13 protein-coding genes and 1 pseudogene are annotated in these 11655 nt (G+C 69.8%); 10 read left to right on the top strand and 4 right to left on the bottom strand.

All coding sequences use genetic code 11. From position 1 onward, the window contains the following. Positions 1-107 precede the first annotated feature (107 nt). The 4 genes from ACFXJ5_RS22510 (at position 108) to ACFXJ5_RS22495 (ending at position 2726) form a co-directional block, all read left to right on the top strand. Positions 108-1256: a GAF domain-containing sensor histidine kinase gene (locus ACFXJ5_RS22510; RefSeq protein ID WP_384633757.1), complete on the top strand. Its 1149-nt coding sequence runs from the start codon at positions 108-110 to the stop codon at positions 1254-1256. Further along, positions 1249-1890 (top strand): response regulator, encoded by a 642-nt coding sequence (locus ACFXJ5_RS22505; RefSeq protein WP_384633754.1) that lies wholly within the window; start codon positions 1249-1251, stop codon positions 1888-1890. The genes ACFXJ5_RS22510 and ACFXJ5_RS22505 overlap by 8 nt, the downstream gene beginning before the upstream one ends. Before the next feature lie 164 nt (positions 1891-2054). Then, entirely contained in the window at positions 2055-2303 is a 249-nt protein-coding gene (locus ACFXJ5_RS22500; protein ID WP_384634113.1) for a chaplin, read from the top strand. A 183-nt stretch (positions 2304-2486) separates the two neighbouring features. Beyond that, positions 2487-2726, top strand: coding sequence for a chaplin (locus ACFXJ5_RS22495; RefSeq protein WP_384633751.1), 240 nt, complete (start codon positions 2487-2489; stop codon positions 2724-2726). A 92-nt stretch (positions 2727-2818) separates the two neighbouring features. On the opposite strand, the gene ACFXJ5_RS22490 is transcribed toward ACFXJ5_RS22495, so the two are convergent. Further along, positions 2819-3607, bottom strand: coding sequence for a hypothetical protein (locus tag ACFXJ5_RS22490; protein WP_384633748.1), 789 nt, complete (start codon positions 3605-3607; stop codon positions 2819-2821). An 81-nt stretch (positions 3608-3688) separates the two neighbouring features. Here ACFXJ5_RS22490 and ACFXJ5_RS22485 point away from each other — a divergent pair. The 4 genes and pseudogenes from ACFXJ5_RS22485 to ACFXJ5_RS22470 form a co-directional block, all read left to right on the top strand. Further along, positions 3689-4231, top strand: a pseudogene (locus ACFXJ5_RS22485) (ABC transporter ATP-binding protein); the annotation flags it as partial. Between the two features lie 350 nt (positions 4232-4581). After that, a complete protein-coding gene (locus ACFXJ5_RS22480) occupies positions 4582-5004 on the top strand; it encodes an NfeD family protein (RefSeq protein ID WP_384633742.1) in 423 nt (140 codons plus the stop codon). Between the two features lie 124 nt (positions 5005-5128). Next, positions 5129-6076, top strand: a complete 948-nt coding sequence (locus ACFXJ5_RS22475; protein WP_384633739.1) for an SPFH domain-containing protein — start codon at positions 5129-5131, stop codon at positions 6074-6076. 72 nt (positions 6077-6148) lie between these two features. After that, positions 6149-6910, top strand: a complete 762-nt coding sequence (locus ACFXJ5_RS22470; RefSeq protein WP_384633736.1) for a sulfite exporter TauE/SafE family protein — start codon at positions 6149-6151, stop codon at positions 6908-6910. A gap of 4 nt (positions 6911-6914) precedes the next feature. Here ACFXJ5_RS22470 and ACFXJ5_RS22465 read toward each other — a convergent pair whose 3' ends face one another. The 3 genes from ACFXJ5_RS22465 to ACFXJ5_RS22455 form a co-directional block, all read right to left on the bottom strand. After that, complete coding sequence (locus ACFXJ5_RS22465; RefSeq protein WP_127354360.1) at positions 6915-7421, bottom strand: HNH endonuclease; 507 nt, start codon at positions 7419-7421, stop codon at positions 6915-6917. Between the two features lie 341 nt (positions 7422-7762). After that, complete coding sequence (locus ACFXJ5_RS22460) at positions 7763-8302, bottom strand: YbhB/YbcL family Raf kinase inhibitor-like protein (protein WP_384633733.1); 540 nt, start codon at positions 8300-8302, stop codon at positions 7763-7765. A 46-nt stretch (positions 8303-8348) separates the two neighbouring features. Then, positions 8349-9131: a sporulation protein gene (locus tag ACFXJ5_RS22455; RefSeq protein ID WP_384633730.1), complete on the bottom strand. Its 783-nt coding sequence runs from the start codon at positions 9129-9131 to the stop codon at positions 8349-8351. Between the two features lie 86 nt (positions 9132-9217). Here ACFXJ5_RS22455 and ACFXJ5_RS22450 point away from each other — a divergent pair, with 86 nt between their 5' ends. Both ACFXJ5_RS22450 and tyrS read left to right on the top strand, forming a co-directional pair. After that, the gene (locus tag ACFXJ5_RS22450) at positions 9218-9868 is read left to right on the top strand and encodes a DNA-3-methyladenine glycosylase (RefSeq protein ID WP_384633727.1); all 651 of its coding nucleotides are present in this window, start codon (positions 9218-9220) and stop codon (positions 9866-9868) included. 71 nt (positions 9869-9939) lie between these two features. Continuing rightward, positions 9940-11199 carry a tyrosine--tRNA ligase gene (gene tyrS, locus ACFXJ5_RS22445; protein ID WP_384633724.1) on the top strand — a complete coding sequence of 420 codons (1260 nt, stop codon included), beginning with the start codon at positions 9940-9942 and terminating at the stop codon, positions 11197-11199. The last annotated feature ends 456 nt before the right edge of the window (positions 11200-11655 follow it).

Here is an 11655-nt window from a genome sequence, read left to right as displayed (position 1 = left end):
GGCCGCCCGCAGCACCCGACGGGGGCACTTCGCCCTAGGTCTCCGGACCCCCGCCCACCCGCCGAGCGGCCGATCCCCGGGGCCCCGCCCGCCGGTACGGTGAACACATGTCCAGCCACGCGTCCCGACGCGGCATCGAAGCGGTCAGCGCCGCGGTCCTCGCCATGAGCAGGCACCTGGAGGTCCGCGAGGTCCTGCAGACCATCGTCGGCTCCGCCCGCGAACTGCTCGACGCCGAGTACGCCGCGCTCGGGGTGCCCGACGACCACGGAGGCTTCGCCCAGTTCGTGGTCGACGGCATCAGCGACGAGCAGTGGAAGGCGATCGGCCCGCTGCCCCGCCAGCACGGCATCCTCGCGCTCATGCTCAGCGAGGCCACCACCCAGCGGCTGCCCGACGTACGCAAGCACCCCAGCTTCGACGGCTGGCCCAGGGCCCACCCCGACATGACCGACTTCATCGGCATGCCCGTCGTCGACGGCGACGAGGTGCTCGCCGCGCTCTTCCTCGCCAACAAGAGGTGCCCCACGCCCGTCGACGTGTGCGGCTTCACCGAGGAGGACGAGGCGCTGCTGCGCATCCTCGCCGCGCACGCCGCCATCGCGCTGGTCAACGCCCGGCTCTACGAACGCAGCCGCGAGCTGACGCTGGTGGGGGAGCGGGCCCGTATCGCCCACGAACTGCACGACGCCGTATCGCAGAAGCTCTTCTCGCTGCGGCTCACCGCCCAGGCCGCCGCCGCCCTCGTCGACCGCGACCCCGGCCGTGCCAAGGACGAGCTACGGCAGGTGGCCGCCCTCGCGGCCGAGGCCGCCGACGAACTGCGCGCCGTCGTCGTCGAGATGAGGCCCGCCGCCCTGGACGAGGACGGCCTCGTCGCCGCGCTGCGCAGCGAGGTGCAGGTGCTCGGCCGCGCACACACGGCGAGCGTCGAGTTCACCACCGCCCGGCTGCGGGCCCTGCCGGCCGCCCAGGAGGAGGCCGTGCTGCGCGTCGCCCAGGAGGCGCTGCACAACGCGCTGCGGCACTCCGGCGCGTCCGCCGTGACCGTCCGCCTGGAAGGCCGCGCCAAGGGCGCGTTGCTCACCGTCACCGACGACGGGTGCGGCTTCGACCCGTCGGTGGTGCGCGCCGCCGGTCGCCACCTCGGCCTGGTCTCCATGCGGGACCGGGCGAGCGGCGTCGGCGGCACCCTGACTGTGCAGTCGGCGCCCGGCAAGGGCACCGTGATCGAGATGGAGGTGCCCGGTGGCTGACGCCATCCGCGTCCTGCTGGTCGACGACCACCAGGTGGTCAGGCGCGGCCTGCGTACGTTCCTGGAAGTGCAGCCCGACATCGAGGTCGTCGGCGAGGCCGGCGACGGAGACGAAGGAGTGCTGCGCGCCCAGGAACTGAGCCCCGACGTGATCCTGATGGACGTCAAGATGCCCGGCACCGACGGCATCACCGCGCTGCGCAGGCTCCGCGAGGAGGGCAGCCAGGCCCGTGTCCTGGTGGTCACCAGCTTCACCGAACAGCGCACCGTGGTCCCCGCCCTGCGGGCCGGCGCCGCCGGCTACGTCTACAAGGACGTGGACCCCGACGCCCTCGCCGGTGCCATCCGCTCCGTGCACGCCGGCCACGTCCTGCTCCAGCCGGAGGTCGCCGACGCACTGTTGTCCCAGGAGGAGGCCGGCGGCGGCACGGGCCGGGGCACCACGCTCACCGAGCGCGAGCGCGAAGTCCTCACCCTGATCGCCGACGGCCGCTCCAACCGCGAGATCGCCCGTGCCCTGGTGCTGTCCGAGAAGACCGTCAAGACCCACGTATCGAACATCCTGATGAAGCTCGACCTCTCCGACCGCACCCAGGCCGCCCTCTGGGCCGTACGGCACGGGATCGGCATCTGACCGGCGTCCGGTAGGCGTCCAACCGGAACGTCGTCCTCCGGGCTGAGATTCATACCGTCGGGTGTATGTCCCCCGAATGGCGCAACCTCATCGACCCTCGGCCGTTCTCCATGGCGTGCTGCGGCGACTCGCCGCAGTGCCACATGCAAGGAAGGGTCAACGAAGTGAAGAACCTGCACAAGGTCGCCGCCGTCACCATGGTCGCCGGAGGCCTCGCCCTGGCCGGAGCCGGAGCTGCCTCCGCCACCAGCGGCGGTGCGCACGCCGGCGGTCTGGCGAAGAACTCACCGGGAGTCGTCTCGGGCAACCTGATCCAGGTGCCCGTGCACGTCCCGGTCAACGTCTGCGGCAACACCGTGAGCGTGATCGGCCTCCTCAACCCGTCGACCGGGAACTTCTGCGTCAACAAGTGACCCGGCGCCTGCGCCAGGCACAGCTGTGACCACCGGCCCCGGAGGCCTCGCCTCCGGGGCCGGTCCTTTACTTTCGGCCGTTTGGGGGGTTCCGGGCCCAGGCCCGTTTCATCCGACCGGGCCCCGCGTTCCTCAGGCGTGGCCCCACATTCGGGGCCGTACAACAGCAGGAGGAACGCTTCCATGAGCACTGCCACCAAGGCAGCTTTCGCCATCGCCGCCGCCGGGATGGTCGCCGGTGCCGGAGCAGGCACCGCGCTCGCCGACGCGAACGCCGGCGCCATCGCCGCCAAGTCCCCCGGCGTGCTCTCGGGCAACGTCATCCAGGTGCCCGTGCACATCCCGGTCAACCTGTGCGGCAACTCGATCAACCTCGTCGGCCTCGTCAACCCGGCCATCGGGAATGTCTGCATCAACAAGTGACGCAGAGCGGAAGGCCCCGCGGACAACGACGTCCGCGGGGCCTTCCGCTCTGTTCAGGACCTCCTCAGGACCTCCGTACCAGGACGGCGGCCTCAGCCCTGCCGACGCTCCGTCTCCTCCACATACGCGTTGTACGCCGCCACCTGCGCCCTCCGAGCCGTACGCTCCACCGGCCGCAGTAGCCCGGCCCGCGCCGCGATCTCCGAGGCGCTCACCGCCCCCCCGTGCTCGCCGGTCGCGATCGCCACCAGCGCCGCCACCCGCTGCGCCAGCTCCAGCACCCGCGCCGCCCGCGGCGGATACCCCGGCGCCAGCACCTCGCGCCCCCGCTCGGCCCGCGCCCGGTAGGCGTCCAGCGCCGCCTGCGCGGCCGGACCCGACCCCGCGACATCCAGCTTCGTGAGCGCCGCTGTGGCCTCCCGCAGCGCCTCCGCCAGCTCCCGCTCCGCCTCGCCCAGCGACGGCACGTCCGCGGGCGGCCCTTGCCGGACCTCCAGACACTGCCACTCCACCTCGACATGCACATCGCCCCGGGGCCCGGCCTCCCTCACTTCCGGTACGAGACCGAGCGGCGGCCCCCCGACCGCGACGACCGCCTCACCCGCCGCGAGCGCCCGGGCATTGAAGTCCGGCGGCCCGCTGAGCCCCAGCGGATGCCCCGGCACCGGCAGCGCGAGCCGCAGCCCCGTCACCCCCAGGGCGCGCAGCCGGCCGAGCCCCAGCGTGAGGCCGACCGGGGCCGGCTCACCCGGCAATCCGGAAACGCGGTGGATCGTATCGCCGGCGATTACCTCATCGGCGACGTCATCTGGTGCGGCAAGTCCGGCAATCAGGGCATTCCCCCACGCCGTCAGCCGTCCTGAGCGAGGTTCCTCGAGCATCCCCCCAGCCTAAGGACTGGCACCGACACCGCGTGGCGTAGGTTTTCCCTCGGGGGCCTCGACGCCAAGACTGCGACTGCAATGGGAGACAACGCGCTCATGAGCGATGTTCTGGAGCTGGTGGACGTATCAGTGGTCCGCGACGGCCGGGCTCTGGTGGACCAGGTTTCCTGGTCGGTCGCCGAAGGTGAGCGCTGGGTGATCCTGGGTCCCAACGGCGCCGGCAAGACAACCCTCCTCAATGTCGCCTCCAGCTATCTCTTCCCGACCTCCGGCACCGTCCAGATCCTCGGCGAGAAGCTCGGCAGCGTCGACGTGTTCGAGCTGCGGCCCCGCATCGGCATGGCCGGCATCGCGATGTCCGAGAAGCTGCCCCGCCGCCAGACCGTCCTGGAGACCGTCCTCACCGCCGCGTACGGCATGACCGCCCACTGGCAGGAGAGCTACGAGAAGGTGGACGAGGACCGCGCCCGCGCCTTCCTCGACCGGCTGGGCATGTCCGACTACCTCGACCGGAAGTTCGGCACCCTCTCCGAGGGCGAACGCAAGCGCACCCTCATCGCCCGCGCCATGATGACCGACCCCGAACTGCTGCTCCTGGACGAGCCCGCCGCCGGCCTCGACCTCGGCGGCCGCGAGGACCTGGTCCGCCGCCTCGGCCGGCTCGCCCGTGACCCGATCGCCCCGTCCATGATCATGGTCACCCACCATGTCGAGGAAATCGCCCCCGGCTTCACCCACGTCCTGATGATCCGTCAGGGCAAGGTCGTCGCCGCCGGACCCCTCGACACCGAGCTCAGCTCCGTCAACCTCTCCCGCTGCTTCGGCCTCCCGCTCGTCGTCGAGCGCAACGGCGACCGCTGGACCGCCACCGGCCTGCCCCTCAGCTAGATCCCAACCCCCGCCCAACCCCCGCCCGACGCCGGGGCCTTCGCGCTCTGTCACAGATCACCCCACGCCCCTACGATGGGGGCGTGGACTCATGGTTGTGGTGGCTCGTCGCGGCAGTAGGGCTCGGCATTCCCCTCGTGGTGACCGCGATGCCCGAGTTCGGGATGTTCGCGGTCGGCTCGGTGGCCGCCGCCGTCGTCGCAGGCCTCGGCGGCGGAATCACCGCGCAGGTGCTGGTCTTCGCCATCGTCTCCGTCGCACTCATCGCCGTCGTACGCCCCATCGCCAACCGGAACGCGAAACAGCGCCCCGAACTGCGCAGCGGCGTCGACGCACTCAGGGGCCGCCAGGCCGTCGTCCTCGAAAGAGTCGACGAGAACGGCGGCCGGATCAAGCTCAACGGCGAGACCTGGTCCGCCCGATCTCTCGACTCCGGCCGGATTTTCGAGCCCGGCGAGAAGGTGGACGTCGCGGAGATCGAGGGCGCGACAGCGGTCGTCATCTGACAGCTGACCTGGCCGTACGGGGCCAACGGGAATTCGCCGAACCCCAGCGCCGCCCGGCCCGGGTCTGACAGACTTGATCATGTCGTAATACAGGCAGCAGCAGGCAAACGGCGTGGGAGTAGACGTGGCACCGATCGTCATCGTCCTGATCATCCTGGTGGTGCTCGTCTTCATCGCGCTCATCAAGACGGTCCAGGTCATTCCGCAGGCCAGCGCGGCCATCGTCGAGCGATTCGGCCGCTACACAAGGACCTTGAGCGCGGGCCTCAACATCGTGGTCCCCTTCATCGACACCATCCGCAACCGCATCGACCTCCGCGAGCAGGTCGTGCCCTTCCCGCCCCAGCCGGTGATCACCCAGGACAACCTGGTCGTGAACATCGACACGGTCATCTACTACCAGGTCACCGACGCCCGCGCCGCGACGTACGAAGTCGCCAGCTACATCCAGGCGATCGAGCAGCTCACCGTCACCACCCTCCGCAACATCATCGGTGGCATGGACCTGGAGCGGACGCTGACCTCCCGCGAGGAGATCAACGCGGCGCTGCGCGGCGTCCTCGACGAGGCCACCGGCAAGTGGGGCATCCGCGTCAACCGCGTCGAGCTCAAGGCCATCGAGCCGCCCACCTCCATCCAGGACTCGATGGAGAAGCAGATGCGCGCCGACCGTGACAAGCGCGCGGCGATCCTCACCGCCGAAGGTATCCGCCAGTCGCAGATCCTCACCGCCGAGGGCGAGAAGCAGTCCGCCATCCTCCGCGCCGAAGGTGAGTCCAAGGCCGCAGCCCTGCGCGCCGAGGGCGAGGCCCAGGCCATCCGTACGGTCTTCGAGTCCATCCACGCCGGCGACCCGGACCAGAAGCTGCTCGCCTACCAGTACCTCCAGATGCTCCCGAAGATCGCCTCAGGCGACGCCAACAAGCTCTGGATCATCCCCAGCGAGCTCAACGACGCCCTCAAGGGCCTCGGCGGCATAGTCAACATCCCGGGCGCCCCCGGCGCGGGCGGCGGTGGCGGCAACGGGGACGGCGGCACGCGGCGCGAGACCCCGCGCCTCGACAAGGACTGAGACATGGCATGATCGCTGCGCGCCCCCCGACCTCACAGGCGGGGAGGCGTCGCACCGATCATGGAGAAGCACATGTCCCACCTGTCCCTCTGGGAAATGGCGGCCGTCTTCGCGGCCGGCATCGGCGCCGGGACCATCAACACCATCGTCGGTTCCGGCACCCTGATCACCTTCCCCGTCCTGCTCGCCGTCGGCCTGCCACCGATCACCGCCAACGTCTCCAACACCCTCGGCCTCGTCCCCGGTTCCCTCACCGGCGCCTTCGGCTACCGCCGCGAACTCGAGGGCCAGCGCCCCCGCGTCCTGCGCCTCGGCCTCACCGCCCTCACCGGCGGCCTCACCGGCGCGATCCTGCTACTGGCGCTGCCCTCCGCGGCCTTCGACGCGATCGTCCCCGTCCTCATCGGGATCGCCCTCGTCCTCGTCGTCCTCCAGCCCCGGCTTTCCCGCGCCCTGGCCGGACACCGCGGCCAGAAGGAATACGGCGGCCCCCTGCTCTTCGCGGGCATCTTCCTCGCCAGCGCGTACGGCGGCTACTTCGGCGCCGCCCAGGGAGTCCTCTACCTCTCCCTCATGGGCCTGCTCCTCAACGACACCCTGCAGCGCATCAACGCCGTCAAGAACGTCCTCGCCCTGCTGGTCAACGGCGTGGCCGCGGTCTTCTTCCTCTTCGTCGCCCACTTCGACTGGACGGCAGTCCTGCTCATCGCGTCCGGCGCGGCCATCGGCGGAGTCATCGGCGCGCGCATAGGCCGCCGGCTTCCGCCGACGGCCCTGCGCGGGGTGATCGTCGTGGTCGGCATCGTCGCGATCGTCCAGCTGATCATCCGCTGACCGGTTACGCCGGCCTCGCCAGCCACTCCGGCAGCGCGGCCGCGCCGTCCTTCATCCCCAGCGCCAGCAGCAAAGTGTCGGCCGGCGTCGGCTCGAACGGCTGCGTCAGCAACCGCATCCCCGCCTGCTCCGGCGTACGGTCCGCCTTGCGGTGGTTGTCCTCCGCGCACGACGCGACCGTGTTCAGCCAGGTGTCCCCGCCGCCGCGCGAACGCGGTACGACATGGTCCACCGTCGTCGCCCTCCGACCGCAGTACGCGCACCGGTGCTGGTCACGCACCAGTACACCGCGCCGCGACCACGAGGCCCGTTGTCGGAACGGCACCCGTACGTAGCGGCAGAGCCGGATCACCTGCGGCACCGGTATGTCGACCGCGGCCGCACGGATCCGCAGCCCGGGGTGCGCCTGCTCGACCACGGCCTTGTCCCGCATGACCAACACCACCGCACGCCGCAGCGACACCGTCGACAGCGGCTCGAAGCTCGCGTTCAGCACCAGCGTCTCGCGCATACCGCCCACCCCTCAGGTCCGTCTCCGCCCCATGGCGAAGTGTTTCCCACTGTGACCGGGCGTTACCCGCGCGGACAACGTAATTTCCGCACGTCAGGGTGAACGGAGAAGAAATCGGAGGATAATGCCTGCCACTCCGGGCGCCCTCCCCCGTGACTCGCATCGGGCGCCCGGAGCGCGGCGGTCGACGCGGACACCCCGGCGATGACAGGGCTCCGGCGGACAGCTCGGCGTCCACGCGGCGAGAACCGCACAGCGCAACGCCCCGCCGTCCCCGCGACTGCGGTGCCGACGGCACCACTGTGCGATCCGGGATGCCGGGGCGCAACGCAATTAACCGGCTACTGACCGCTGGTGTCCTCGAACTCCCCGATCAGCTGAGCCCGCCCGATCGCATGGAAGCGCAGATTGAAGCCGACAACCGCCGGCGACACGTCCGCATCAGGCCCGAGCTTCTCCTGGTCCACCGCGTAGACCGTGAAGACATACCGGTGCGACCCGTCACCGGGCGGCGGCGCGGCACCCCCGAAGTCCTTGCTCCCGTAGTCGTTCCGCACCTGTACGGAACCCTCGGGCAGCCCCTTCAAGTCTCCTGATCCCGCACCCGCGGGCAGCTCGGTCACGTCCGCCGGGATGTCGAAGAGCACCCAGTGCCAGAACCCGCTGCCCGTGGGCGCGTCCGGGTCGTAGCACGTCACCGCGAAGCTCTTCGTCTCCGCCGGGAACCCCTCCCACCGCAGATGCGGTGAGATGTTGCCCTCCGAGTACACCTGATCGGCCTTCAGCGTTCCGCCCGGCTCGACGTCGTCGCTCACCACCGTGAACGACGGCACCGGCGGGTGGAAGTCGTGGGGGAGCGGCCGCCGCTTCAGCTCGGACACTCGGCACCTCCTGATCGCATCGCGCGAAGTCCTTACCCGACCGACCTTAGAACCAGTTGCGCTTCCCGCCGACCTCGGCCAGCCACTGGTTGAGATACGCAGCCCAGTCGGTCGACTGGAAGCCGTTCAGATTCACCGTGAACGACCGGAAGGTGTCGCTCCCCTCGGTGAACAGCCCCGGCTTCTTGTCCATCTCCAGGATGACGTCCATCTCGTGGCCGTCGGCGATGAAGGTCAGCTCCACCTGGTTCAGCCCCCGGTACTGCTGCGGAGCGTGGAACTCGATCTCCTGGTAGAAGGGCAGCCGCTGCCGCGTCCGCTTGATGTGCCCGCGCTCCAGGTCCGCGCTCCGGAAGGAGAAGCCCAGCTGCCCGAAGGCGTCGAGAATCGCCTGCTGCGCCGGGATCGGGTGCACGTTGACCGGATCCAGGTCGCCCGAGTCCAGAGCGCGGGCGATCGCCAGCTCCGTCGTCACCCCGATGTTCATCCCCGTCAGGTGCCGCCCGATGAAGTGGGTGATCGGCGTCTCCCACGGGATCTCAAGGCCGAACGGCACCGTGTGCACCGCCCCCGGCTGCACCTCGAACGCCCCGCCCAGCTGCTGCCGGTGGAACTCGATGTTCTGCTTGTACTCCTCGTCCCCGCGCTCCACCTCGACCCGCGCCTGCAAGCCGACCGAAAGGCCCTCGATCTGCTGCGCGACCGAGCCGCCCTGGATCCGCACCTCGCCCTGAACGACACCGCCCGGCACCACGTTCGGCTCGTTGAGCACGGTCTCCACAGACGCGCCCCCGGCGCCCAAGCTCGCAAGCAGCTTCTTGAACCCCACGTTTGTCCCTCTCCCTTTACGAACGGTTGTCCCGCCCTTTAACGAACGCGACCCCGTCCAGAACGGTTCCACTACTCTCGTACCGCATGATCCCCGCTCCCGAAAGCACCCCGATCGCCCGGGCCTTCTTCAACCGTCCGGTCCTCGAGGTCGCCCCCGACCTCCTGGGGCGCACCCTCGTACGGAGCACCCCCCACGGCCCCATCACCCTGCGCCTCACCGAGGTCGAGGCCTACGCCGGCCCCGACGACCCCGGCTCCCACGCCTACCGCGGCCGCTCCGACCGCAACGCCGTGATGTTCGGCCCACCCGGCTACGCCTACGTCTACTTCACGTACGGCATGTGGCACTGCCTCAATCTGGTCTGCGGCCCCGAAAGCGACCCCAGCGGAGTCCTGCTGCGCGCCGGCGAGATCACCGAGGGCGCCGACCTCGCCCGTAAGCACCGCCCCACATCCCGCCGCCCCCACGACCTCGCCCAGGGCCCGGCCCGTCTCGCCACCGCCCTCGACGTCGACCGCGCCCTCAACGGTGCCGACGTCTGCCCCGCCGACCCCGCCGACGCCTTCTTCCAGGTCCTGGCCGGCACCCCGGCCGACCCCTCCGCCATCCGCACCGGCCCCCGCACCGGCGTCGGCGGCGAGGGCGCGGGCCACCCGTGGCGCTTCTGGATCGACGGCGACCCGACGGTCAGCCCGTACCGGGCCCATGCCCTCCGACGCCGCAATAAGCAGTAGTCCCGACCGCGTACCCTCGGACACGCTGTAGTGACCCCCAAGACGTAACAACCCGAGGAGACACGAGACCCGTGACGGACATCGTCGACGAGCTGAGGTGGCGCGGACTGATCGCCGTTTCCACCGACGAGGACGCATTGCGCAAGGCGTTCGCGGACGGCCCCGTCACGGTCTATGTGGGCTTCGACCCGACCGCGCCGAGTCTTCACATCGGCAACCTGGTCCAGATCCTCACCATCCGCCGCCTCCAGCAGGCCGGCAACCGGCCGCTCGCCCTCGTCGGCGGCGCCACGGGCCTTATCGGCGACCCGCGCCCCAGCGCCGAGCGGACCCTCAACGCCCCGGAGGTCGTCGCGGCCTGGGTGGAGAGGATCCGGCACCAGATCGAGCCCTTCCTCTCCTTCGAGGGTCCAAACGCCGCCACCATGGTCAACAACCTGGACTGGACCTCCGGCCTGTCGGCCATCGAGTTCCTGCGCGACGTCGGCAAGCACTTCCGCGTGAACAAGATGATCGCCAAGGAAGCCGTCGCCCGCCGCCTCAACTCCGACGCCGGCATCAGCTACACCGAGTTCAGCTACCAGATCCTCCAGGGCATGGACTTCCTGGAGCTCTTCCGCCGCTACGGCTGCACCATGCAGACCGGTGGCAGCGATCAGTGGGGCAACCTCACCGCGGGCATCGACCTCATCCACCGCGTCGAGGGCCAGTCCGTCCACGCCCTCGCCACCCCGCTGATCACCAAGGCGGACGGCACCAAGTTCGGCAAGACCGAGGGCGGGTCCATCTGGCTCGACCCCGAGATGACCACGCCGTACGCCTTCTACCAGTTCTGGCTCAACTCCGACGACCGGGACATCTCCAACCTCCTCCGTATCTTCAGCTTCAAGACCCGCGACGAGATCGAGGAGCTGGAGCAGCTCACCGCCGAGCGCCCCCAGGCCCGCGCCGCCCAGCGCGCCCTCGCCGAAGAGCTGACGACGCTGGTCCACGGCGCCGACCAGACCGCCGCCGTCATCGCCGCATCCAAGGCACTTTTCGGCCAGGGCGAACTCGCCGACCTCGACGAGGCCACCCTGGCCGCTGCCCTCAGCGAACTGCCCCACGCCAAGGTCTCCGAACTCGCCCCCGTCGTCGACCTCCTGACCGAGGTCGAGCTCGTGGCCAGCAAGTCCGCCGCCCGCCGCACCATCAAGGAAGGCGGCGCCTACATCAACAACGCCAAGGTCACCAGCGAGGACGCCGTCCCGGCTCCCTCCGACCTCCTCCACGGCAAGTGGCTGGTGCTGAGGCGGGGCAAGAAGAACCTCGCCGCCATCGAAGTTGGCTGATCGGCTGATTTCATACGTTTGGGGGGCGGCGGAGCTTGACTCTGCCGCCCCTCGTGCGTAACGTAGCCCGAGCCGCTAGAGACGGTGCGTCCGGTTCGTCCGGATCCTCCGGCTGGCGGCCACCCACTACAAACGACTCCATCCCGAAGATTCGGGCGCATTTTCGTGCGCGTCGAATGCTATTGGCATGGAATCCGGCGAGTGAATTCGCAAGTCGCGAAGGAATCCGCTAACGTAGTGAACACGCCGAGGCGGAAACGCCAAAGCAAACCCCCTCCAGAGTGTGGCGGAAACGAGAAATCGGGTCTGCTAAGCTGGAGACACGAAGGGAAAGCCCGGAGGGGCCCGTGAAACGGCCACAAAGGAAGCTTCCGTTCCTTGAGAACTCAACAGCGTGCCAAAAGTCAACGCCAGATATGTTGATGCCCCGTCCGTCCGGCCCGTAGGGCTGGTGGA

Source organism: Streptomyces sp. NPDC059373 (assembly GCF_042751495.1).
Taxonomy (GTDB): Bacteria; Actinomycetota; Actinomycetes; order Streptomycetales; family Streptomycetaceae; genus Actinacidiphila.
Note: the sequence above shows the minus strand (reverse complement) of the source record. Positions and strands in the feature narration are given on the sequence as shown.